Origin of the sequence: Rhizobacter terrae, from assembly GCF_003852895.1 — a bacterium.
GTDB lineage: Bacteria > Pseudomonadota > Gammaproteobacteria > Burkholderiales > Burkholderiaceae_C > Albitalea > Albitalea terrae.
On sequence record NZ_QUSW01000007.1, the window covers coordinates 346805 to 369973 of the forward strand.

General features: G+C 66.9%; 25 protein-coding genes. 17 read left to right on the forward strand and 8 right to left on the reverse strand.

The window, feature by feature from the left end; all coding sequences use genetic code 11:
• Positions 1–16 precede the first annotated feature (16 nt).
• Positions 17–670, reverse strand: coding sequence for a response regulator (locus DZC73_RS23470; RefSeq protein ID WP_124542791.1), 654 nt, complete (start codon positions 668–670; stop codon positions 17–19).
• A 95-nt stretch (positions 671–765) separates the two neighbouring features.
• A complete protein-coding gene (locus DZC73_RS23475) occupies positions 766–2607 on the reverse strand; it encodes a sensor histidine kinase (RefSeq protein ID WP_124542792.1) in 1842 nt (613 codons plus the stop codon).
• Positions 2608–2718: 111 nt separating this feature from the next.
• On the opposite strand from DZC73_RS23475, the gene DZC73_RS23480 reads away from it, so the two are divergent.
• Entirely contained in the window at positions 2719–3711 is a 993-nt protein-coding gene (locus tag DZC73_RS23480) for a PhoH family protein (protein ID WP_124542793.1), read from the forward strand.
• On the forward strand, positions 3711–4160 hold the full coding sequence (gene ybeY / locus DZC73_RS23485; RefSeq protein ID WP_124542794.1) for an rRNA maturation RNase YbeY: 450 nt from the start codon (positions 3711–3713) through the stop codon (positions 4158–4160). Before DZC73_RS23480 ends, ybeY begins: the two co-directional genes overlap by 1 nt.
• A gap of 10 nt (positions 4161–4170) precedes the next feature.
• Here ybeY and DZC73_RS23490 read toward each other — a convergent pair whose 3' ends face one another.
• Both DZC73_RS23490 and hemB read right to left on the reverse strand, forming a co-directional pair.
• On the reverse strand, positions 4171–5268 hold the full coding sequence (locus DZC73_RS23490; RefSeq protein WP_124542795.1) for a magnesium transporter CorA family protein: 1098 nt from the start codon (positions 5266–5268) through the stop codon (positions 4171–4173).
• Positions 5268–6266 (reverse strand): porphobilinogen synthase, encoded by a 999-nt coding sequence (gene hemB, locus DZC73_RS23495; RefSeq protein ID WP_124542833.1) that lies wholly within the window; start codon positions 6264–6266, stop codon positions 5268–5270. The genes DZC73_RS23490 and hemB overlap by 1 nt, the downstream gene beginning before the upstream one ends.
• 455 nt (positions 6267–6721) lie before the next feature.
• On the opposite strand from hemB, the gene DZC73_RS23500 reads away from it, so the two are divergent.
• The 9 genes from DZC73_RS23500 to lipA are packed head-to-tail and all read left to right on the forward strand — an operon-like array spanning position 6722 to position 13364.
• Positions 6722–7141 (forward strand): CopD family protein, encoded by a 420-nt coding sequence (locus tag DZC73_RS23500; protein WP_124542796.1) that lies wholly within the window; start codon positions 6722–6724, stop codon positions 7139–7141.
• Between the two features lie 16 nt (positions 7142–7157).
• The gene (locus DZC73_RS23505) at positions 7158–8273 is read left to right on the forward strand and encodes a VanZ family protein (protein WP_124542797.1); all 1116 of its coding nucleotides are present in this window, start codon (positions 7158–7160) and stop codon (positions 8271–8273) included.
• Between the two features lie 9 nt (positions 8274–8282).
• The gene (locus DZC73_RS23510) at positions 8283–8615 is read left to right on the forward strand and encodes a (2Fe-2S) ferredoxin domain-containing protein (RefSeq protein ID WP_124542798.1); all 333 of its coding nucleotides are present in this window, start codon (positions 8283–8285) and stop codon (positions 8613–8615) included.
• Complete coding sequence (locus DZC73_RS23515) at positions 8615–9244, forward strand: alpha/beta hydrolase (protein WP_124542799.1); 630 nt, start codon at positions 8615–8617, stop codon at positions 9242–9244. The genes DZC73_RS23510 and DZC73_RS23515 overlap by 1 nt, the downstream gene beginning before the upstream one ends.
• A 27-nt stretch (positions 9245–9271) precedes the next feature.
• Positions 9272–10420 (forward strand): D-alanyl-D-alanine carboxypeptidase family protein, encoded by a 1149-nt coding sequence (locus DZC73_RS23520; RefSeq protein WP_124542800.1) that lies wholly within the window; start codon positions 9272–9274, stop codon positions 10418–10420.
• Positions 10421–10476: 56 nt separating this feature from the next.
• Positions 10477–11352, forward strand: coding sequence for a D-amino acid aminotransferase (locus DZC73_RS23525; RefSeq protein ID WP_124542801.1), 876 nt, complete (start codon positions 10477–10479; stop codon positions 11350–11352).
• Positions 11353–11388: 36 nt separating this feature from the next.
• Positions 11389–11664 (forward strand): DUF493 family protein, encoded by a 276-nt coding sequence (locus tag DZC73_RS23530; RefSeq protein ID WP_124542802.1) that lies wholly within the window; start codon positions 11389–11391, stop codon positions 11662–11664.
• 56 nt (positions 11665–11720) lie between these two features.
• Entirely contained in the window at positions 11721–12359 is a 639-nt protein-coding gene (gene lipB, locus DZC73_RS23535) for a lipoyl(octanoyl) transferase LipB (RefSeq protein ID WP_124542803.1), read from the forward strand.
• A 9-nt stretch (positions 12360–12368) separates the two neighbouring features.
• Positions 12369–13364, forward strand: a complete 996-nt coding sequence (gene lipA / locus DZC73_RS23540) for a lipoyl synthase (RefSeq protein WP_124542804.1) — start codon at positions 12369–12371, stop codon at positions 13362–13364.
• 26 nt (positions 13365–13390) lie between these two features.
• Here the strand turns inward: lipA and DZC73_RS23545 are convergent, their stop codons facing one another.
• Entirely contained in the window at positions 13391–13915 is a 525-nt protein-coding gene (locus DZC73_RS23545) for a TlpA family protein disulfide reductase (protein WP_124542805.1), read from the reverse strand.
• Between the two features lie 12 nt (positions 13916–13927).
• On the opposite strand from DZC73_RS23545, the gene DZC73_RS23550 reads away from it, so the two are divergent.
• Positions 13928–14623, forward strand: a complete 696-nt coding sequence (locus tag DZC73_RS23550; protein WP_124542806.1) for a DUF4197 domain-containing protein — start codon at positions 13928–13930, stop codon at positions 14621–14623.
• 40 nt (positions 14624–14663) lie between these two features.
• Positions 14664–16025, forward strand: a complete 1362-nt coding sequence (locus DZC73_RS30775) for an ATP-grasp domain-containing protein (protein ID WP_124542807.1) — start codon at positions 14664–14666, stop codon at positions 16023–16025.
• 21 nt (positions 16026–16046) lie between these two features.
• On the opposite strand, the gene DZC73_RS23560 is transcribed toward DZC73_RS30775, so the two are convergent.
• Together DZC73_RS23560 and DZC73_RS23565 are read right to left on the reverse strand one after the other, a co-directional pair.
• Positions 16047–17204 carry a histidine kinase gene (locus DZC73_RS23560; RefSeq protein ID WP_198414928.1) on the reverse strand — a complete coding sequence of 386 codons (1158 nt, stop codon included), beginning with the start codon at positions 17202–17204 and terminating at the stop codon, positions 16047–16049.
• A gap of 207 nt (positions 17205–17411) precedes the next feature.
• Positions 17412–18650: a CaiB/BaiF CoA transferase family protein gene (locus DZC73_RS23565; protein WP_198414930.1), complete on the reverse strand. Its 1239-nt coding sequence runs from the start codon at positions 18648–18650 to the stop codon at positions 17412–17414.
• A gap of 34 nt (positions 18651–18684) precedes the next feature.
• Here DZC73_RS23565 and DZC73_RS23570 point away from each other — a divergent pair, with 34 nt between their 5' ends.
• The 3 genes from DZC73_RS23570 to DZC73_RS23580 all read left to right on the forward strand — a co-directional run bounded on the left by DZC73_RS23570 (position 18685) and on the right by DZC73_RS23580 (position 20002).
• Entirely contained in the window at positions 18685–19209 is a 525-nt protein-coding gene (locus DZC73_RS23570) for a hypothetical protein (RefSeq protein WP_162605210.1), read from the forward strand.
• A 96-nt stretch (positions 19210–19305) separates the two neighbouring features.
• Positions 19306–19764 (forward strand): PTS sugar transporter subunit IIA, encoded by a 459-nt coding sequence (locus DZC73_RS23575; RefSeq protein WP_124542810.1) that lies wholly within the window; start codon positions 19306–19308, stop codon positions 19762–19764.
• On the forward strand, positions 19733–20002 hold the full coding sequence (locus tag DZC73_RS23580; RefSeq protein ID WP_124542811.1) for an HPr family phosphocarrier protein: 270 nt from the start codon (positions 19733–19735) through the stop codon (positions 20000–20002). The genes DZC73_RS23575 and DZC73_RS23580 overlap by 32 nt, the downstream gene beginning before the upstream one ends.
• Positions 20003–20023: 21 nt before the next feature.
• Here DZC73_RS23580 and DZC73_RS23585 read toward each other — a convergent pair whose 3' ends face one another.
• Positions 20024–20872: a GNAT family N-acetyltransferase gene (locus tag DZC73_RS23585; protein ID WP_124542812.1), complete on the reverse strand. Its 849-nt coding sequence runs from the start codon at positions 20870–20872 to the stop codon at positions 20024–20026.
• A gap of 141 nt (positions 20873–21013) precedes the next feature.
• Between DZC73_RS23585 and ptsP the strand changes: the two genes are divergently transcribed.
• On the forward strand, positions 21014–22834 hold the full coding sequence (ptsP, locus tag DZC73_RS23590) for a phosphoenolpyruvate--protein phosphotransferase (protein WP_124542813.1): 1821 nt from the start codon (positions 21014–21016) through the stop codon (positions 22832–22834).
• The last annotated feature ends 335 nt before the right edge of the window (positions 22835–23169 follow it).

Below are 23169 nucleotides of genomic sequence, written 5' to 3' on the forward strand. Positions count from 1 at the left end.
ATCTGCGCCGTCAGGCTCAGCGGCGGAACAGTCCCAGCCGCTGCGCTTCCAGTGCCGCTTCTGCGCGCGAGCTCACGTTGAGCTTGCGGTAGATCTGCTTCACGTAGTCGGCAATCGTGTGGCGCGACAGGTTCAGCTGCACGCCGATCTCGGGCAGCGTGAAGCCCTTGGCCACGCGCAGCAGCACCTCGTTCTCGCGCTCGGTGAGCGACACGTGCGGCATGTTCTGTGGCCGCTCCTGCGGGCGCGACTGCGCCGCGAAGTAGGAGATGACGCGCCGGGCGATCGAGGGAGACAGCGGCGGCTCGCCCTGGCTCATGCGCTTGAGCTGCTCGGCGATGAGTTCGCGCGCCTGTTCCTTCAGCAGGTAGCCGAAGGCGCCGGCCTGCAGCGCAGGGAAGAGATGGTCGTCGTCGTCGTGGATGGTCACGACTACCGACTGCGCCTCGGGCTGCGACTCGCGCAGCGCCGCGACCACGTCCACGCCCGAGCCGTCGGGCAGGCCCAGGTCCACCAGGGCCAGGTCGAACTTCACCGCGGTGATCAGTTCCAGCGCATCGTGCACGCGGGCCGCCTCGGAGATGAGCGACTGCGGAAACACTTGAAGCACCAGTTGCTTCATCCAGGCACGGATTTCAGGCAGGTCTTCGAGCAGCAGGATGTTGTTCATGGCGGTGGTCCGGTCAGGGTCGCGCGCGGCCGCGGCCAAGCCGCGACAACGCACTCCCGGATGCTACAGCGTGAGTGCCCACTGTGGGCGGCGGACTACAAGGGCAGCGTGAGCCTTATCACGGTGCCGTATCCGGGTCCCGACTCCACCAGGCACTGCCCCTGCAACTGCTTGGCGCGGTGCTTCATGCTGGACATGCCGTGGCCGCGGTCGAGCTTGCCGTCCAGCTCCATGGGGATGCCCTTGCCGTTGTCCTGCACCAGCAGCCCGAAGTCCCTCTCGCCGACGCTGGATCGCACCTTGCAGTGCGATGCCCCGCTGTGCTTGATGATGTTGCTCACCGCCTCGCGCAGGATGCGGGTGGTCTGCACATAGGCCCGTGCCGGCAGCAGGTGCTCGATTTCCTCCGACGGGCCCTTCCAGTCGGTCTCGATGTTGGCCTGTCCCAGGCGCAGCACCGTCTCGGCGCGCCAGTCGGCCAGCGCATCGGCCAGGCGCACCGGCTTGCCGGTGAGGCCGCGAACCGACAGGCGCATTTCCTCCAGCGCCTCGCGCGCCAGGGTGGAGATGCGCTCGCTCTCGCTGGTGTGCACGATGGTCAGCAGCTTGGCGCCCAGGTCGTCGTGCAGGTCGGCGGCGATGCGCTTGCGCTCCTTCTCGGTCACCTGCTCCACCCGCAGCTCGGACAGCTGCGCGAAGTTGCGCTCGATCTCGGCGGTGATCTCCTTGACGCGGTCTTCCAGACTCGAACGGTTCGCCTCGGCCGACTTCAGCGCATGGGCGAAGACTTGCAACAGCCGGATGCCCACGGCCATGAACAGCAGCGGCAGCACGAAGTGGGTGAGCGACATGCGCGGAGAAGGCAGTACCTGCAGCTGGATGCCCATCTCGACCAGCAGCGTGAAGCACACGCCAGCCAGGATGAGCAGCATCGGGCCGAAGTCCATGCGCCGCTGCCGCCACGTCATGGTGAGGTACAGCGCCATGGCCGCGAAGACTTCCAGCGTGAGCAGCGAATACCAGGCATTGGCGACGAGGAAGATGCGGGTCGGGCCTCCCATCACCAGGGTCAGCGGCATCAGCAGGCACTGGATCACCAGCGCACCCTCGATGAAGCGCGAGCGCAACGCCGCATGGCTCAGCAGGAACTGCACCGCGCAGGCCACCAGCGGCGGGTACAGGCAGGCGCCGACGAATTCGATGCTGGCCGTTTCCAGCGGCAGCTCACGCCACCATACCCGGGCCGACATCAGCACCCAGCCCACCAGCAGCAGGCCGAAGTACAGCAGCGAGGCCTCGCCGCGGTTCACCCACCACAGGCCCAGCATGAAGCTGCCCAGGATGAACAGCGCCAGCGAGGCCAGCTCCACCGTCTGCACGCTCCAGAAGAGCTGGCTGCGCTGCTCGGCGGCCAGCTCGGACAGCACCCCGACCTTGATCTCCGACAGGCCGCCGGCCCGCTGGCGGGCACCCACGCGCTGCAAGGCGGAGCCCACGACGCGCACGTCCAGCACGTTGCCCTGCGGCTTCAGCCATGCGATGGGCAAGGTCACCAGGTGCGAGTACTGGCAATTGCGGGTCATCGGCTCGCGCAGGCTGCCGCCGCTGTAGATGCGCTGGCCGTTGAGGTGAACCTCGACGTTGGTGCAGGCGCGGTCGATGTAGGCGGCCAGCAGCTCGCTGGACGGCGTGCCCGGCGGGATGTCGAAGGTGGTGCGGTACCAGACGCTGCCGTCGTAGCGCGGGCGGCTTTGCGACCAGTCGTCGGGCAGCTTCACCTGCTGCGTGGTCACGCTGTCGGGAAACTCCAGGCCGGCGCTGTTGACGCTGGCGGCCTGGTTGATGACCACGGGCGCGGCCGATGCCAGCGCCCCCAGGACGAGCAGGCCCAGGGCCAGCAGGGTCCGGCAGATGAAGAGGAGGGTGCGCGGCAGCATGGGCGGCGATTGTGCAGGATGCCCGGCGTTTTCAGGCACCCGGATGGCTGCATGGCGCGGGCGGATTTCACAAGCGGCGACAATGCGGCCCCGACAGACCCTTCCTGCACCGTGATCCTTCGACACGCCTTCATCCCCCTGGACAACGTGCGCCTGGCGCACCTGTGCGGCAGCATGGACCAGCACCTGCGCGACATCGAGGCGGCGCTGGACGTGAGCATCACCCGCCGCAACGAATCGTTCCGCATCGAAGGCACCAAGGCCCACGCCGAGCGCGCCGCGGCGCTGCTGCAGAACATGTACGACCGGGCCAAGAAGCCGATTCCCGCCGAGACCTTCCAGCTCGCCCTGGCCGAGGCGGCCGGGGCCGATGCCGGCGCCAAGGCGGCCGCGCGCGGCACGCGGTCTCCCGCCATCCACGAAGGCGAGAACGGCGAGATCCTCCTGCGCACCCGGCGCTCCGACCTGGCCGGGCGCACGCCCAACCAGCACGGCTACCTGCGCAACATCCTGGAGCACGACATCACCTTCGGCATCGGGCCGGCGGGCACGGGCAAGACCTTCCTGGCGGTGGCCTGCGCGGTCGATGCGCTGGAGCGCAGCACGGTGCAGCGCATCATCCTCACCCGCCCGGCGGTGGAAGCCGGCGAGCGCCTGGGCTTCCTGCCCGGCGACCTGGCGCAGAAGGTGGACCCGTACCTGCGGCCGCTCTACGACGCGCTGTACGACCTGATGGGCCTGGAGCGCGTTACCAAGGCCTTCGAGAAGGGCACGATCGAAGTCGCGCCGCTGGCCTTCATGCGCGGTCGCACGCTCAACCACGCCTTCGTCATCCTCGACGAGGCGCAGAACACCACGCCCGAGCAGATGAAGATGTTCCTCACGCGCATCGGCTTCGGCAGCAAGTGCGTGGTGACCGGCGACGTCAGCCAGATCGACCTGCCGCGCGGCACCGAGAGCGGGCTGATCGACGCCGAACGCGTGCTGCGGCGCGTGAAGGGCATCGCCACCACCTACTTCACCGCGGCCGACGTGGTGCGGCACCCGCTGGTGGCGCGCATCGTCGAGGCCTACGATGCGGCGCGTTCGTCGGAGGCGACCTGATGGCACGTGCCGCACGCCCCGAGCTGACCCTGTCGCTGCAGTTCGCCGACCCATCGCACCGCGAGCACCTGCCGCGACACAAGGTGGCGCGGTGGATCCGCGCCGCGCTGTCCGCGCCGGGCGAGATCACGGTGCGCATCGTCGATGCCGACGAAGGCCGCGCGCTCAATCGCGAATACCGCGGCAAGGACTACGCCACCAACGTGCTCACCTTCGACTACACGCATGAGCCGGTGGTGAGCGCGGACCTCATCCTGTGCGCACCGGTGGTGGCCGAGGAGGCGCGCAAGCAGAAGATCACCCTCGAAGCCCACTACGCCCACCTGCTGGTGCACGGCACCCTGCACGCGCAGGGCCACGACCACGAGGAAGAGGGCGAGGCCGAGGAAATGGAAACGCTGGAAAGCGAGATCGTGACGGGCTTGGGCTTCAAGGACCCGTACCGCTGACCTTCTCGCCTCAGTGCCTCGTCCCCAGGTACTGCTTGCGCCAGAAGAAGATGCTCAGGCTGATGCCCACCAGGGCCATCACGCCGGTCACCGACCAGAAGCCCTTGGCGCTGTGGATGAGCGGCAGGCCTTCGAAGTTCATGCCGAAGAAGCCCGTCACCAGGTTCAGCGGCAGGAAGATGGCGGTCAGCACGGTGAGCGTGCGCATGATCGCGTTGGTGCGGTGGCTCTGCGCCGCGAAATGCATCTGCACCGCGGCTTCCGACGACGACTCCAGCCGGCGCACGTGGCTCAGCACCCGCTCGATGTGCTCCAGCACGTCGCGCGAACGCACCCGCAGCAACTCGCGTTCGCGGCGCTCGGGCGGCGTGGGCGGGTCGGGCCATTCGTCCATCGCGTCGATCCATTCCACGATGGCGCTGCGCTGGTCCTCGCAGGTCTCTTCCAGCAGGTGCAGCGTGTCGCGCGACTCCAGCAGCAGCTGCCAGGTGTCGTAGCGGCTGCGGGGGCCGAACAGCTCCTGCTGCAGCGCACCCAGCTGGCGCGACAGCATGCGGCGCAGCGCGAGGTAGCTGTCCACCATGTGGTTGACCATGCGCAGCATCAGATCCGCCGGGCTGGTGGGCAGGCGCACGATGCCGCGTCCGCCTTCGCTGCCCTGTGCCTGGTCCTTCAGCCGGCTGGCGAAGTAGTCGCGCACCTGGCAGTCGGTGGGGTGCACGGTGACCAGCACGCGGTCGAAGAGCGCGAAGCCGACCGGGCTGGTGTCGATCGCCTGCAAGGCCTTGCGGACGTTCGACAGGGTCGTGGCGTTGTCGTCGGCGGCAGGCGGCGCGCCGCCACCGGCCGCGAGGCGGCGGAACACCAGCACGTCGTACCACGAGGTGTAGTCGTAGTGCGAGGGCAGCTGCGTGTTGAGCAGGTCCGTCACGTGCGGATCGAAGATCTGTCCGCCGGTCCAGCGCTGCAGGAAGGTCTGCAGGTCCGGCAGCGTGGCCTCGAAGTCGCGGCGCACGGTGCCGATCCACAGGTAGCCCGAAGCAGGCAACTGCTCCGGCAGCGCACCGAGCTCCGCGAACTGGTCGCCGGCGATGTGGAAGATTCGCATCAGCCGATCAGCCGCGCTGCATCCAGCGCGAAGTAGCTGAGGATGCCGTCGGCACCGGCGCGCTTGAAAGCCAGCAGGCTTTCCATCATCACGAGGTCGTGGTCGAGCCAGCCGTTGGCGGCGGCGGCCTTGACCATCGCGTACTCGCCGCTGACCTGGTAGGCGAAGGTGGGCACGCGGAATTCATCCTTCACGCGGCGCACGATGTCGAGGTAGGGCAGGCCGGGCTTGACCATCACCATGTCGGCGCCTTCGGCGATGTCCAGCGCCACTTCGCGGATGGCTTCGTCGCTGTTGGCCGGGTCCATCTGGTAGACCTTCTTGTTGCTCTTGCCCAGGTTCTTGGCCGAGCCCACCGCATCGCGGAAGGGGCCGTAGAAGGCGCTCGCGTACTTCGCGCTGTAGGCCATGATCTTCGTGTGCACGAGTCCCTTGCCTTCCAGCGCCTGGCGGATGGCGCCGATGCGTCCATCCATCATGTCGCTGGGCGCCACGATGTCCACGCCGGCCTCGGCCTGCACCAGCGCCTGCTGACGCAGCACATCGACGGTCGTGTCGTTCACGATGTAGCCGGTGTCGTCGAGCAGGCCGTCCTGCCCATGGCTGGTGAACGGGTCGAGCGCCACATCGGTGAGCACGCCCAATTCAGGGAAACGCTTTTTCAGTTCGCGCACCGCAGTGGGCACCAGGCCATTTGGATTCAGTGCCTCGCGCCCGTCCTCGGTCTTGAGGCTTGCATCGATGACCGGAAACAAGGCAATGCAAGGCACGCCCAAGGTCAGGCACTGCTCAGCGATGGGGAGCAAGCGATCGACCGTGACGCGTTGCACACCGGGCATGGAGGCCACGGCTTCGGTGCGGTTCTTGCCAGCCAGGATGAACACCGGCAGGATCAGGTCGCTCGGATGAAGACGATGTTCGCGCACCATGGCGCGGCTGAATTCGTCACGCCGCAGGCGGCGCGGACGGCTGGCGGGAAAGGGTGGGAAGGGCGGCAGCTTGGACACGTTTCGCAGGCTCGGTGAAGTGTGTTCGGACGCATCCCCGGACCGATAAACCCCGGCAAAACTTCGCGTAATTCCGGTGTCGCCAGCTCCCCGGAAGCGGCGTGCTTCTGCTAAAGTAACCTTTGAATGATAGCCGCAAGGTGGTCATTCCCTGCTTTTCCTCCCTGAGCAGGAGCCTGAACGTGATGACAGCGTTAAGGCTTTTGAGCCCCAATCTTCTGGTTGGGGCTTTTTCTTTCCGGGCTCGGTGTGGCGTGAGAGCCGCAGCTTGTGTCGAGCTGTTGGGAAAGTTCAGCAACTCTTAAGCTACCTGCCGCTCCGATACGTTCGGGCTTGCTGCGGCGCCGGCGTGGTATCGATGTGTACCAAAGCTTCGAATTGCTGCGCCACACAATTGCCGAACCGCATCCGGTCGTCGGAATGCCGCCTCTGGTCATAATCCGCCGATGCTCTGGATCAAAGCCTTCCACATCGTCTTCGTAGCCAGCTGGTTCGCGGGTCTTTTCTACCTGCCGCGCATCTTCGTCAACCTGGCCTCGGTGCCCGCCGACAGCCATGCCGAGCGAGAGCGCCTGCTGATCATGGCGCGCAAGCTCTACCGCTTCTCCAGCCTGCTGATGATTCCGGCCGTCGGGCTCGGGTTGTGGCTGTGGCTCGCGTACTTCCGCGACGCCGGTGCCTGGCTGCACGCCAAGATGTTCCTCGTGGTCGTGGCCATCGGCTACCACCATGCCTGCCGCTCGCTGCTGCGCAAGTTCGAGCAGTTCGCCAATCAGCGCAGCGAGCGCTGGTTCCGCGTGTTCAACGAAATGTCCGTGCTGATCTTCGCTGCCATCGTCGTGCTGGTGGTGGTCAAGCCCTTCTGATCGACCTGCGGCACCGATGGCCCTCCAACGCAGCTCCGCCGTCCCGCTGGCCGGCGCCTACGCTGCGCTGATCGTCTACGCAAGCCTGTACCCCTTCACCGGCTGGACGGTGCCAGGCGTGTCGATCTGGCACTTCCTGACGCTGCCCTTCCCGCGCTGGTGGACGGGGTTCGATCTCATCGCCAACCTGCTGGGCTACATGCCGCTGGGCGCGCTGCTGTTCGGGGCGATGATCCGCTCCGGAGAGGGGCTGGGCCGCTCGATGGTGGTGGCGGCCGTGGCGGGCACGGCGCTGTCGTTCGCGATGGAGACGCTGCAGAACTTCCTGCCCATGCGCGTCTCGTCGAACCTCGACCTCGCGCTCAACGCGGCAGGGTCCGCGCTTGGCGCGGCCGTCGGTGCCGCCGTGCACCTGCTGGGCGGCATGCAGCGCTGGCAGGTTGTGCGTGAACGCTGGTTCATCTCCCACAGCGCGGGCGGGCTGGCGCTGCTCATCCTGTGGCCGGTGGGGCTGCTGTTTCCCGCCCCCGTTCCTTACGGCCTCGGCCAGGTGTGGCCGCGCCTGCGCGACGCACTGGCCTCCTGGCTGCAGGACAGCAGCGTGGCCGATTGGATCGCCCCCTGGCTGCAAAGCGACGGCGACGTGAGCGTGCTCTCGCCGGCCAGCGAGTTCGTGGTGGTCGCGCTGGGGCTGATGGCGCCGTGCCTCGTGGCCTACACCATCTCGCGGCCCGGCTGGCGGCGCATGGTCCTGGCGGCCAGTGCGGTGGCCGTGGGCTTCGGTGCGACCACCTTGTCCACCGCACTCAACTTCGGCCCGCAGCATGCGCTGGCCTGGCGCACGCCCACCTCGCTGGCCGCCCTGGTCACGGCATTGACGCTGGTCCTGCTGCTGGCCTACACGCCGCGGCGGGCGACGGCGGCCATCGGGCTGATGGTCCTGACCGCCATGGTCTCCATCGTCGGCCAGGCCCCGGCCGACGCCTACTTCACCGACAGCCTGCAGGCCTGGGAGCAGGGGCGCTTCATCCGCTTCCACGGCGTGGCCCAGTGGGTGGGCTGGCTGTGGCCCTATGCGGCGCTGGTGTGGCTGCTGGTCCGCATCAGCCAGAGGGATTCGGGGCAACCCTAAAATGCCCGGATGACCCAGAGCTACTACCAGCGGCACATCTTCTTCTGCCTGAACCAGCGCGACAGCGGCGAGGATTCGTGCGCCAACCATGATGCGCAGGCCGGCTTCGAGCATTGCAAGAAGCGCATCAAGGCCGAGAAGCTGGCGGGCCCGGGCGGCATCCGCGTGAACAAGGCGGGCTGCCTGGACCGCTGTGCCGGCGGGCCGGTGGCGGTGGTCTATCCCGAGGCGGTCTGGTACACCTACCTGGATCAGCACGACATCGATGAGATCGTCGACTCGCACCTGAAGAACGGCGTCGTCGTCGAACGCCTGGTCCTGCCCCCGAACGTCGGCCGCTGATGAACTCGCAGACCCAACGCCTGACCATTGCCGGTCCGGCCGGCGACATCGAGTGCGCCATCGACCTGCCCACCGGCGACGTGCTGGGCACGGCAGTGGTGTGCCATCCGCACCCGGTGCATGGCGGCACCATGGACAACAAGGTCGCCATCACGCTGGCCCGTGCCTTCATGGCAGTGGGCTTTCGCGCGGTGCGTTTCAACTTCCGTGGCGTGGGCGGCTCGCAAGGCGCGTGGGATGACGGCGTGGGCGAGGTCGACGACGCGATGGCCGTCATCGCCGCGCATCGCAAGCCCGGCGAGCGCTTCATGCTCGGCGGCTTTTCCTTCGGCGGCTACGTGGCGGCGCAAGCCTTCTCGCGGCTGCCGGCCGATGCAAGGCCCGAGCGCCTCGTGCTGGCGGCCCCATCCACGCAGAAGCAGAAGGTGCCCGACGTTGCGCCCGACACCATCGTCGTGCACGGCGAGTCCGATGATGTGGTGCCGCTCTCGGCCACCCTCGACTGGGCGCGCCCGCAATCGCTGCCCATCATCGTGATGCCCGGCACCGGTCACTTCTTCCACGGGCAGATCACGCAGCTCAAGAACATCCTCGTCGCACAGCTGCACACGCCGCGCGCAGTGAACTGAAGCCACGAAATCGGCTCCACATCTCCCATGAAAAGATTCCTCGCATTCGTTCTCGCGGCGACGCTCGCCGCTGCTGCCTCTGCCCAGGCCCCGCAGCCGCCCGAGGTGGCAGCCAAGAGCTACCTGCTGCTGGACATGACCAGCAACCAGGTGCTGGCCGAGCGTGACGCTGACGCGGCTGCCGACCCGGCCTCGCTCACCAAGCTGATGACCGCCTACATCGTGTTCAACGCGGTGAAGGAAAAACGCCTCGCGCTGACCCAGCCCATCCCCGTGTCCAAGCGCGCGTGGGAAGAACGCAAGGGCGGTGGTTCGCTGATGTTCATCGACACCACGATGACGCCCACCGTCGACGAGCTGCTGCATGGCGTGATCATCCAGAGCGGCAACGACGCTTCGGTGGCACTGGCCGAAGCCGTGGGTGGCACGCTGGACGGCTTCGTGGGCATGATGAACCGCCAGGCCCAGGCGTGGGGCCTGAAGAACACCAGCTTCAAGAACGTCACCGGCCTGACCGAAGCCGGCCACAAGAGCACGGCGCGCGACCTCGCGGTGATCGCTACGCACATCATCACCGACCACCCCGACTTCTACACGTACTACTCCATCAAGGACTACACGTACAACAACATCGCCCAGCCCAACCGCAACCTGCTGCTGCGCCGCGACCCGACGGTGGATGGCATGAAGACGGGCTACACCGAGGCTGCCGGCTACTGCCTGATTGCGAGTGCCCAGCGCGACTTTCCCAACGGCAAGCGACGCCTGGTCAGCGTGGTGCTGAACACCACGTCGATGGAAGCCCGCGCCAGCGAGAGCCAGAAGCTCTTGAACTGGGGCTTCCAGGCCTTCGACGACCTGCGCCTGTTCGACGTGAACAAGCCCATGGCCACGGCCCAGGTCTGGAAGGGCAAGGCCAACGAAGCGAAGCTGGGCGCCGCCAACGCGGTGTTCGTCTCGGTGCCGCGCGGCGAGGGCAACTCGCTGCAGACCAAGATCGAGCGCACCGACCCGCTGGTCGCTCCGCTGCAAAAGGGGCAGCGCGTGGGCACGCTCAAGGTCACGACCGCATCAGGTGCCAAGGTCACCGAGGTTCCGCTGGTGGTCATGGATGGCGTCGAGCAGGCGGGCATCTTCGGCCGTGCCTGGGATGCGATGCGGTTGTGGATTAAGTGAGCCGCGAAGCCCAAACAGGTTTAATCTGCCCACCTGAAGTTCTCCCCGGAGGCGCGATGCAACCCATCCCCGACATCCTGTGCTACCTGAACGGCGAGTACACACCGCTGAACCAGGCCAAGGTGTCGGTGCTGGACCGCGGATTCATCTTCGGCGACGGGGTGTACGAGGTGGTTCCGGTCTACGGCCGCAAGCTGTTCCTCTTCGATGAGCACATGGCGCGCCTGACGCGCAGCCTGTCCAAGGTGCGCATCGAGAATCCGCACACCCGGGCCGAGTGGCTGGAGCGCGGGCGCAAGCTGATTGCGGCACAGAGTTCCGACGATCAGTTGCTGTACATCCAGATCACCCGCGGCGTGGCCTGGCGCGACCACGTCATGCCGCCGGACATCGAGCCCACGGTGTTCATGATGTCCACACCCCTGAAGCCCGCCCCGCCCGAGCAGCGGCACCACGGCGTGGCCTGCGTGACGGCACGCGACTTCCGCTGGGAGCGCGGCGACATCAAGTCGACCTCGCTGCTGGGCAACGTGCTGGCGCGGCAGATGTCGGCCGACCACAACGCGGCCGAGACCATCATGTTCCGCAACGGCTTCCTCACCGAGGCGTCGGCCAGCAACGTCTGGGTGGTGCATGAAGGCGCGGTGCTGGGGCCGCCCAAGAGCGAGCATGTGCTGGAAGGCATCCGCTACGAGCTCATCCGCGAGCTGTGCGAGGAGGAGGGCATTGCCTACAACCTGCGCCCGGTATCCGAAGCCGAAGTGCTGGCTGCTGACGAACTGATGCTCAGCTCGGCCGGCAAGGAAGTGCTGCCCGTCACCTCGCTGGACGGCGACCCGGTGGGTCACGGCGCCCTGCGCGGCAAGCCCGGCCCGGTGTACGCCCGGCTGTACGAGGCCTACCAGCGTGCCAAGATGCTGCAGTCGATTTGAGTTTTGATGCGGCGGCACCATCTGCCGTCGATGGACATGAGAGAAATTCCCCCCGAGCAATCGCTCATCGAGTACCCCTCGCAGTTCCCGATCAAGGTGATGGGACAGAACGTGGACGGCTTCGTCGAGGCCGTCGTCGCGGTGGCGCTGCAATTCGACCCGTGCTTTGACGCCGGGACCGTCGAGCAGCGGCCCAGCAAGGGCAACAACTACCTGGGCGTGACCATCACCGTCACGGCGACCAGCCGCGAGCAGCTCGACGAGCTGTACCGCACGCTGTCCACGCATCCGATGGTCAAGGTGGTGCTCTGAGCGCACCGCGGGTCCGGTCGCTGGGACGGGTGGAGTATGCGCCCACCCTCGAGGCAATGCGCGGCTTCACTGAGCAGCGCGGCGCCGACACCCCCGACGAGATCTGGCTGTGCGAGCACCCGCCGGTCTACACCCAGGGCGTGGCCGGGCTGCCGGAGCACATCCTCAACCCGCATGGCATCCCCGTGGTGCAGACCAACCGCGGCGGGCAGGTGACCTACCACGGGCCGGGGCAGGTCGTGGCCTACCCGCTCATCGACCTCAAGCGCCTGGGCATCTACGTCAAGGAATACGTCTACCGGCTGGAGCATTGCGTCATCAAGACGCTGGAGGGCTTCGACGTGACCGGTCACCGGGTGCCGGGAGCGCCGGGCATCTACGTGAGGCTGGACGATCCATCCGGCCATGCGCCTCTGGAAATTGCCTTGCCGGCCGAGCGTCAGGGCATCAAGGCGTCCGACCCATTCCGGGGGCTGGGCAAGATCGCGGCGCTGGGCATCAAGGTCAGCCGGCATTGCACCTACCACGGTGTGGCGCTGAACGTCGCCATGGACCTGAATCCCTTCCATGGAATCAATCCGTGCGGCTACGCAGGGCTGGAAACGGTCGACTTGGCTACACTTCGGGTTTTCACGGATTGGGCCACCGTGGCCGAGCGACTGGGTTCCAGGCTCGCCTCGCATCTGTCGCCCTGAGGTAAACGAATGTCCACCGACAACGTGATCCGGCAGGCGCAGGACGCCGCCAGCTACGACGCATCCGCCAAGCAGAAGGCCCAGGCCAAGACGGCGCGCATTCCCATCAAGGTCGTGGCGGCCGAAACGCTCAAGAAGCCCGACTGGATCCGCGTCAAGGCAGGATCCCCCACCACGCGCTTCTACGAGATCAAGCAGATCCTGCGTGAGCACAAGCTGCACACGGTGTGCGAGGAAGCCAGCTGCCCCAACATCGGCGAATGCTTCGGCAAGGGCACGGCCACCTTCATGATCATGGGTGACAAGTGCACCCGCCGCTGCCCCTTCTGCGACGTGGGCCATGGCCGGCCCGACCCGCTGGACGTGGACGAGCCGCTGAACCTGGCCAAGACCATCGCCGCGCTCAAGCTCAAGTACGTGGTGATCACCAGCGTCGACCGCGACGACCTGCGCGATGGCGGCGCCGGCCACTTCGTCGAGTGCATCCGCAAGACGCGCGAGCTGTCGCCCGAGACGCGCATCGAGATCCTCACCCCCGACTTCCGCGGCCGCATGGACCGCGCGCTGGACATCCTCAAGGCCGCGCCGCCCGACGTGATGAACCACAACCTGGAAACCGTGCCGCGCCTGTACAAGGAAGCGCGCCCTGGTTCCGACTACGAGTTCTCGCTGAACCTGCTCAAGCGCTTCAAGGAATTCGCCCCCGGCGTGCCGACCAAGAGCGGCCTGATGGTGGGCCTGGGCGAGACCGACGAGGAAATCCTGCAGGTGATGCGCGACATGCGCGAGCACGGCATCGACATGCTGACCGTCGGCCAGTACCTCGCCCCGAGCGGCCACCACCTGCCGGTGCGCCGCTACGTGCACCCCGACACCTTCAAGATGTTCGAGACCGAAGCGATGAAGATGGGCTTCACCCACGCAGCGGTCGGCGCGATGGTGCGCTCGAGCTACCACGCCGATCAGCAGGCCCACGCCGCCGGCGTGTCCGACGTGCTGGGCTGATCCGCTGATCGCCGAAGAGGCCGGTTTCAGGCCTCGGCGAGCAGCTTTTCCACCAGCGCGTTCAGTGCGGCGAAGTCCGGCTCGCCCACGTAGCGCTTGACGATCTCGCCGCGCTTGTTGATGAGCACGCTGGTGGGCGTCATCTCCACGTCGCCAAAGCTCTTGGCGATCACGCCGGTGTTGTCGATGGCCACGCCGAAGGGCAGCTTGCGCGATTCGGCATAGTCGATGACGGCCGCCGGCGGGTCGTAGCTCATCGCCACTGCCAACGTCTCGAAGCCACGGGCCTTGTATTTCTCGTGCGTGGCGACCACCTGCGGCATCTCGTGCACGCAGGTCGTGCAGCTGGGAGCCCAGAAGTTCACCAGCACCACCTTGCCGCGCAGGCGGTCGATGCTGGACTTTTCGCCGTTGAGCAGCGTATACGCCACGGCGGGGGCGGATTCCATCGCTTCGGCACCGCGCCAGGCGCCGGTGTGGATCGTGAGGTAGGCTCCCACCCCGATTGCCAAGGCGGCGATCGCAGCGGCAACATGGCGATTCGGCTTCATCGTGGGTGTCTCATGCAGCGTCGAAAGTTTACGTCAGGGGCTCTCGCGGCCTCGGTCCTGGCCGGACTTCAGCTTCCGGCGAAAGCCTCGCTCCAAAGTCTCAGCGAGACCGATGCAGCCACCGGCATCCGCGCTGCCCTGGAGCGCGGGGCGGTGGCGGCCGTGGGCCTGCTGGGCAAGACGGATGGATTCCTCGGGAACCCGAAAGTTCGCATCGAATTGCCGGGTTTTCTCAATGACGCCGCCCGGTTCCTCAAGGCCACCGGCCAGCAGAAGCGGGTGGACGAGCTGATCACCGCCATGAACCGTGCCGCGGAGGCGGCCGTGCCGCAGGCGAAGACCCTGCTGGTGAGCGCGGTCAAGAACATGAGCGTGGAAGACGCCCGCAACATCCTCACCGGCGGGGACGATTCCGCCACGCAGTTTTTCGCTGGGAAGACCCGCGAGCCGCTGTCGGAGAAATTCCTGCCCATCGTCACCAAGGCCACCGAGAAGGTGTCGCTGGCGGACAAGTACAACGCCGTCGCCGGCAGGGCCTCGTCGCTGGGGCTGCTGCGAAAGGACCAGGCCAACGTGCAGGAGTACGTCACCGGCAAGGCGCTGGACGGGCTGTTCCTCATCATCGGCGAGGAGGAACGCAAGATCCGGCAGGATCCGATTGGCACCGGCAGCGCCATCCTCAAGAAGGTGTTCGGTGCGCTGAAATAGGCGGTGTCGGACACATGCGCGGTTTGAAGGCGAATCGGCCATGGTCCTGAAGAACGCAGTGCCGCAGACGCCGGGCGCCCTCGCAGCCCTCGGGTTGCCCGTGGCCGCAGGACTGCGGCGGCCGGTACTGGCCAGCCATCCGGCGCGGTTGCTGGTGCTGTTCGGGGCGGACTGGGACCACCGTGTCCTGCCCGACTACAACCGCACCGGGTGCTACCGCTTCCACGAGCACGGCTTCGACCTCTTCCGCTTCCCGAGCAACGCGCAGCTGATGTGGTTCGACATCTGGCGCTTCGTCGATCGGCTGGTGCAACGCTACCGCGGGCGCATTGACGGCGTGTTCAGCTCGAACGAACAGTTCGGCGCGCTGGCCTCGGCGCTGGTCGCGCAGCGCCTCCACCTGCCTGGCCCGGAACCGCTGGCCCTGCTGCGCACCCAGCACAAGCACGAGGCGCGACAACGGCTTCGTCAGGTGGCGCCGGAGCTGTGTCCCGACTTCGAGCTGATCTCCTGCAACATCACGCCGCAGCAGGCGCGGCGGCTGCGCTACCCGCTCTTCGTCAAGCCGGTGAAGGCCACCTTCTCGGTGCTCGCCCGCCGTTGCGACACGCCCGAGCAACTCATCGGGCACTTGCGATTGCGGCGATGGGAGCGGCACATCCTCGAACGCCTCATCGCCCCGCATGAGCAGGCGATGGCGCGCTACCCGCAGCTGGCGGTGGATTCGCATCACTTGGTGGTGGAGGAAGTGATCGAGGGCCGCCAGGTGAACGTCGATGGCGTGATGCACCGGGGCGAGTTCCATCTGCTGGGCATCAGCGATGAACTGACCTACCCGGGCACCAACGCCTTCATGCGCTTTGCATGCCCGGACAGCCTCGATGCCTCGACTCGTTCGCGCATCGTGGCGGCCAGTGAACGTGTGCTGCGCGGATTCGGCCTGGCGCACGGCGCCATGAACCTGGAGTTCTTCGTGCTGCGGGACGGCTCGTTGCGGCTCATCGAGGTGAATCCACGACTGGCGGCCCAGCTCGCTCCGCTGCATGAGTGGGTGGGCGGCGTCGACCCCTATGAGATGGCGTTCGCGGTGGCGCTGGACCGTCCGTTGCCCACCCCGCGGCCCGCGTCATTCGGCGCCGCGGCGAGCTTCGTGTGGCGGCGCTTCAACGCCGAGACCTGCCCGCGCATGCCATCGTCACAGGATCTCCAATGGCTGTCCCGCGAGTTCCCGCAGGCGCGGCTGGAGCTGTACCCGAAGTCGGGCGCGTCGCTCGCGCGTGAGCTGAGGTGGCTGGGCTCGCACCGCTATGCCGTGCTCAACATGCCTGCCGAGGACACCGCCGACCTGCGCGATCGCTACCAGCGCGTGTGCGACCGCTTCGGCTGGCCGGCGCCCTGGTGAGCGCGGCCCGCCGTCAGGCGTTCAGAGCCCGCGCGACAGCTCGAACATCAGCACCGAGGGCAGGGCGCTCTCGATCGCCTCGCGGCCGACGCGGCCCATCGCCGATCCGCCGAAGCCTGACATCGAGAACGAGGCGCCTTCCTCGATGATCTCCACGAAGGGGAAGTCGGGCACGTCGGCGCAGATCTCTTGGCGCAAGTGATTGAGCCGGTCCCCGACGAGGATGCCCTCGACGACGATGCCGTGCGGCAGGCTGTCGCGGCAGAAGTCCGCGGCTTCCTCGATGGACGACACGAGATCGATGACCAGCCCCATGTGGCGGATGGCATCGCGGATGCGTACGCGCATCTCGCGACGCGAGGCGATGACCAGCACGTGGCTGCCCGCCAGCGGACGCGAGTTGGCCGACAGGCCGAAGCCCGTGTCCATCTCGACCGCACTCAGTCCTTCGACCTGCTCGGCCGCGACGCGCGGGAATTCGATGGTGAGCGACGCGCGGCCGGCGTCGACGCTGCGGTGGATGGGCAGCCCCATGGTCCAGGCCGTCTGCTCGATGAGCCGCCAGGTGAGCGAATCCAGCGCCGGCAGGCTGGCGGGGGAGGGCGCGCCGTCATCCAGCTCGTCAGGTGGGCGGTGCGAGAAGTGGCAGGCCAGCCGCGCATGCGCGGGCCAGGCCTTCATGTCCACCACGAACTCGATGTCCGACCGGGCATGGGCCAGCGACCAGTCCAGCACGTTGTTGATGAGGCTGTACAGCAGTGATGGATCCACCACCACCTCGGCCGTCTTGAGCGAGGGCCTGACCACGATGCCCCGCGCGGCGGTTTCGCGCGAGCGATGCTGCAGCACCGCGTTGAGCGTGTCGGCCAGCACGAGCTGCTCGTGCGACTGGCGCAGCCGCCCGCTCGCAAAGCGCGTGAGCTGCTGGGCGATCATGCCCGCGCGCCGCGCCGCCTCGACCTCCTCGCGCAACGCGCGCAGGCCGGCCTTGTCGATGCGGCCGGTGGTCGTGAGCGCGTGGATGCGTTCCAGCGCGGCCGTCAGCGGAGAGGCGATCTCGCCGCCCACCGCGTTGACGGTCTCTCGCCAGCGGTCGGCCTCGGTGTCGCGGCTGGAAGGCCCAGGGCTGTGCGTGCCTGGGGCCGGCGAGGAGCTGCGGTTGAGATCAGACATGTCCATGACTCATCCTGTTGTTGTGGGACCCAGCTTAGTCGGTCGCGGGGCTGGCCGTGGTCTTTGGAGCGAAGCCACGGCCTTGTCACCGACAAGTGTTGGCCTCATCGGCCGGATTCGCCAGCGGGACGTTGCAATTTCCACCGACTCGGGGGGGCACGAACGTGGGGGGTCGCGCCAGCTCCCAGGCGCGCATGAACAACTGGTTACGGCTCAGCCCAGCGCGCCCTGCGCCCTCAAGGCCGCCTGCTGGTCGGGTGACAGCCCGAATTCCGCCAGCAGTTCCTCCGTGTGCTCGCCCAGCAGCGGCGGCGCCCGGCGGTATTGCACCGGCGTGGACGACAGCTTCATGGGGCTGGCGACCAAAGGCAGTGCATCGGACAGCGGGTGCTGCACCTCGATGGTCATCTCGCGTTCTTTCACGTGCGGATCGGCGAAGACCTCACCCAGGTCGTTGATGGCGCCGCAGGGCACCTTGGCGGTCTCGAGCGCCGAGAGCCAGTCGGCCTTCTGGCGCTGCTTGAGCACCTCGGCCAGCAGGGGCACGAGGACGTGGCGGTGCCGCACGCGGTCTGCATTGCGCACGAAGCGCTCGTCCTCGGCCAAGTCGCGCCGGCCGGCCACTTCGCAGAACTTGGCGTACTGCCCGTCGTTGCCGACGGCGAGGATGATGTGTCCGTCGGCCACCTCGAACACCTGGTAGGGCACGATGTTCTGGTGCGCGTTGCCCAGCCGTTTCGGCGCGACGCCGGTGGTCAGGTAGTTGGCGCCCAGGTTGGCCAGCATTGCCACCTGCGTGTCCAGCAAGGCCATGTCGATCGCCTGGCCCTCGCCGGTGAGATCACGGTGCCGCAGCGCCGCCAGGATGGCCACGGTGGCGTACATGCCGGTGAAGAGATCGGCCACAGCCACGCCCACCTTCTGCGGGCCGCCGCCGGGCAGGTCGTCACGCTCACCGGTCACGCTCATCAGTCCGCCGATGCCTTGGATCGCGTAGTCGTAGCCCGCCCGTTCGCGATACGGGCCGGTCTGGCCGAAGCCGGTCACCGAGCAGTACACCAGGCGCGGGTTCAGTGCGCACAAGGTGGCGGCATCCAGCCCGTAGCGGGCCATGTCGCCCACCTTGAAGTTCTCGATGAACACGTCGCACTGAGCCACCATGTCGCGGATCAGCGCCTGGCCGGCGGGCTTGGCGATGTCGATGGTGATGGAACGCTTGTTGCGGTTGGTGCCGAGGTAGTACGCGGCTTCGGCCGTGTCATGGCCATCGCGGTCCTTGAGGAAGGGCGGGCCCCAGCCTCGCGTGTCGTCGCCTGCACCGGGGCGCTCCACCTTGATCACGTCCGCACCCAGATCGGCCAGCGTCTGGGTGCACCAGGGTCCGGCGAGTACGCGCGACAGGTCGAGCACGCGCACGCCGGAGAGAGATTGCGCAGGGGTGTTTGCGGTCATCCGGCGATTGTTGCCCAGCCGGGATAATCGGGCGATGTCGCTTCCCCGAACGCTCCTCGGCTGCGCGCTGGTCCTGGCCGGCGCCGCATGCACCCCCAACCTCAACTGGCGCGAGATCCAGCCCGAAGGCAGCGAGCTGTTTGCCATGTTTCCCTGCAAGCCCGAGCGCTTCTCGCGCCGGCTGACGCTCGCGGGCGAGGCGGTGGAGATGCGGATGTCCTCCTGCGACGTGGATGGCGTCACCTATGCCGTGGCCTACGCGAGCCTTCAGGACCCGGCCAAGGTCAACCCGGCGCTGGGCGAGCTCCAGGCGGCAGCTGTGCGGAACCTGGGCGGGACAGCCACCGAAGCAGCCGTCCCGGCCATCAACGGCATGACGCCCAACGATCTGGCCAAGCGCATCGACGTCGCCGGCCGAGGCACCGACGGCTCGGCCGTCCAGGAACAGGCGGTGTTCTTCGTCAAGGGCCTGCGGGTGTACCAGGCCTCCATGGTGGGGCCCAAGCTCAACGCCGAAGCCATCGAGACCTTCGTGGCCGGCCTGCGTTTCGCATCCTGAATGCCGGGCTGGTCAGATGTCGTTTTTGCGCCTCCGTGCCCGGGTTCCCGGTGAGGTTCACGAAGCGCGGCCGTCCAACTGCCGATAATCAGCTCCATGCCGGGACTTCTCATCATTGCCCATGCGCCGCTGGCTTCCTCGCTGAAGGCCGTGGCCGGGCACACCTTCCCCGAATGCTCCAGCGTGCTCCAGGCGCTGGACGTGTCGGCCGACATGCCGCCCGAGGAAATCGAGGCTCAGGCGCGCACCCTGCTCGAACGGGTGCGCAATCCCGAGGCGGTCATCTTCACCGACGTCTTCGGTGCCACGCCCTGCAACGTCGCCCAGCGGCTTGCAGGCAGCATCGAGGGCGGGGTGGTGAAGGTCATCGCCGGCGTGAACGTTCCCATGCTGTGGCGCTCGCTGTGCTACGCCGAGGAACCGCTGGACACCCTGGTCGCCCGCGCGCTGGCCGGCGCAACGCAGGGGGTGATGCAAGTGGCCAGCTCCCGTCCTCAGAACCAGGCCTACAAACCAGGCGCCAATGATCAAGAGCAACATCACCATCAGCAATAAGCTAGGCCTGCACGCGCGGGCCTCCGCCAAGCTCACCAAGCTGGCCACAGGCTACAAGAGCGAAGTCTTCATGAGCCGCAACGGGCGGCGTGTGAATGCCAAGAGCATCATGGGCGTCATGATGCTGGCCGCGGGGCTGGGCGCCGAGATCGAGATCGAGACCGACGGCGAAGACGAGCAGGCCGCCATGGACGGCCTGATGGCGCTCATCAACGACAAGTTTGGCGAAGGCGAGTGACGCCTTCGCTGCCTGGACGCGTTATGCGCCCAGGAAATGCTTTCGGTAGCGTGCCGGCAGGTCGCCGATGCGCATCAGCATGGGCAGGTCGGCGGTGTTGAAGTCGGGGTCCCACGCCGGCGGGCCCAGCACCTTGGCGCCGCAGCGCAAATAGCCCTTGATCAGCGCGGGTGCCTCCACTTCGAGGTCGCCTTGCAGCTCTTCCACCGGCAGCGGCAGGCGTGGACGCACCTGCCATTCGATGGGCGCCAGGTGGGTCTTGCGCAGCTGGTTCCACAGGCTGGCGGCCACGTGGCCGCCATCGCGCATGCTGATGCTGGCGCAGCCGATCATCGTGTCCAGGTTGTTGCGCACCATGAACTCGGCCAGTGCGCCCCACAGCGCCAGGATGGCACCGCCCGAGCGGTAGGCCGGGTGCACGCACGAGCGGCCCAGTTCCACCATTTTCGAGCGAAGCGGACGCAGGCGGGTGAGGTCGAATTCGGTCTCGCTGTACAGGCCGCCCACGCGCTGGGCCGACGCGGGCGTCAGCACGCGGTAGGTGCCGATGACCGGGCCCTGCTCGCCATCCACGCCCTCGGCGCGGATCAGCAGGTGCTCGCAGAACGGATCGAACATGTCGATGTCGTGGCCCGCCGGCGCGCCCTTGGGCACCGACAAGCGTGCACCCATCTCCTCGGCGAAGACCTGGTACCTCAGCTGCTGTGCTTGCCGAACATCATCGTCGTTGCGAGCCCAAACCACTTCAAGCCGAGCTTTTTCGCGGCCGGCAGCTTCGGGGGTCGTTGAGCTTTCGTGAAGTGACCTCCGAGGCGCCGCGGGGGCGCGAAGGTCGGACAGCGGCATCGTCGGAAGGGGCAATTCCCTCATGGTCTTTCTCCAGCGTGTGACGGCAATGGTGGGTGCTGGGCGTGACGTGGCCATGAAGCGCGGGTGACGTGCTGATGACAACCCGAACATGCGGTGACAACCCCGAGATGCGTGGCGCCATGCGCTGCTAGCATGGGCCCCATGAGCTTCCAGCTATTCGGGCTGCCAGTGTCTCGGGGCGTGGCCATCGGTCGGGCCGTGCTTATCGCCTCCAGCCGGGTCGACGTGGCGCACTACTTCATCAACGAAGGCCAGGTTGAGGCGGAGATCGGCCGCATGCGCTCGGCGCGCGACGCCGTGGCCCAGGAGCTGAGCAACCTCAAGCGCGACCTGCCCGCCGACGCGCCCGCCGAGCTGCCGGCCCTGCTGGACGTGCACCTGCTGCTGCTGCACGACGAAGCACTGACCGGCGCGACCAAGCAGTGGATCATCGATCGCCACTACAACGCCGAGTGGGCGCTGTCGGCTCAGCTCGAAGTGCTGGCGCGGCAGTTCGACGAGATGGAGGACGACTACCTGCGCGAGCGCAAGGCCGACCTCGAGCAGGTGGTCGAGCGGCTGCTGCGGGCCATGTCGCGCGACGCGGGCGCCTCGGCCGTGTCGTTCTCGCCGTCTCCACCGCCTTCGGCGTCTCGCGATTTCGGCGGGGAAGATCCGCTGGTGCTGGTGGCCAACGACATCGCGCCGGCAGACATGCTGCAGTTCAAGCGCAGCGTGTTCACAGGGTTCATCACCGACGTGGGCGGGAAGACCTCGCACACGGCCATCGTCGCCCGCAGCCTGGACATCCCCGCCGTGGTGGGGGCGCGCGAGGCCAGCCGCATCATCCGGCAGGACGACTGGCTCATCATCGACGGTGATGCGGGCATCGTCATCGTGAATCCGTCGCCCATCGTGCTGGAGGAATATCGCTTCCGCCAGCGCCAGAGCGAACTGGAGCGGGCCAGATTGTCGCGGCTGCGGCACACGCCTTCGGTGACGCTCGACGGCGAGAAAGTGGAACTGCTGGCCAACATCGAGTTGCCCGGTGACGCGCCGGCTGCCCTGGAGGCCGGCGCGGTGGGCGTGGGCTTGTTCCGCAGCGAATTCCTCTTCATGAACCGGGAGGGCGAGCTACCGGGCGAAGACGAGCAGTTCGAGGCCTACCGCTCTGCAGTGGAAGCAATGGGCGGACTGCCTGTCACCATCCGCACCGTGGATATCGGCGCGGACAAGCCGCTGGAACGCATGTCCGTCAATGAGCTTCGCCACGAGCATGCGCTGAATCCGGCGCTCGGGCTGCGGGCGATCCGCTGGAGCCTCTCGGAGCCGGCGATGTTCCGGCAGCAGCTCCGGGCGATCCTGCGAGCCAGCGCGTACGGCAAGGTGCGCCTGCTCGTGCCCATGGTGGCGCACCTGAACGAGGCGCGGGCCACACTGGAAGCGCTGGCGCGCGCCAAGCAGCAATTGGTCGAGGCCGCCAAACCCTTCAACGACATCGAGGTGGGCGCGATGGTGGAGGTGCCAGCAGCGGCGCTGATCCTGCCCAGCCTTCTGCGGCTGTTCGACTTCGTTTCCATCGGCACCAACGACCTCATCCAGTACACGCTGGCGATCGACCGTGCCGATGAGACTGTCGCGCATCTGTACGACCCTTGGCACGCAGCAGTGCTGCAGTTGGTCGCACAGAGCATTGCGCAGGCGCGCAGTGCGGGCAAGAGCGTGAGCGTGTGCGGTGAAATGGCAGGCGACCCGGCGTTCACGGAGCTGCTGCTGGCGATGGGCCTGCGCAGCTTCTCGATGCATCCGTCGCAGATCAGCTCGGTCAAGCAGCGCATCCTGCGTACGGATGCGCGGCGGTGGGCGGGCAAACTTGAACAGGTGCTGCAGTCGGATGATCCGCAAAGCGCGTGCACCGACCTGCATCGCATGTTCGCTGCCGCACCCACGCAGCCTGCCCCGCAGATCTCTGCAGCCATTTGAGGCGAACTTTTCGCCCGCTACTTGCGAGCCTCCAAAAAAGGGTGCTATAGTCGCGGTCTTCGCTGATCACTGCGACGCGCTGCAAACGCAGCGACGCAACATCGATGAAAATCGAAATCAGTGAAGAAAATATGAAAGCCGAGTGCTTGACAGGGTTTTGAAAAACATGTCAGAATCGCTTTCTTCGCTGTTAACGCCAAGTGCTTCAGCGAAACGTTCTTTAAAAACTAACAGCCGATAAGCGTGGGCGTTTGGACGGGTTGAGTGCCAGGCATTCGAAAGAATGTCGGGTCTGAAGGACCTTAAAAACGCTCACTGAAGTGAAGTTCACTTCA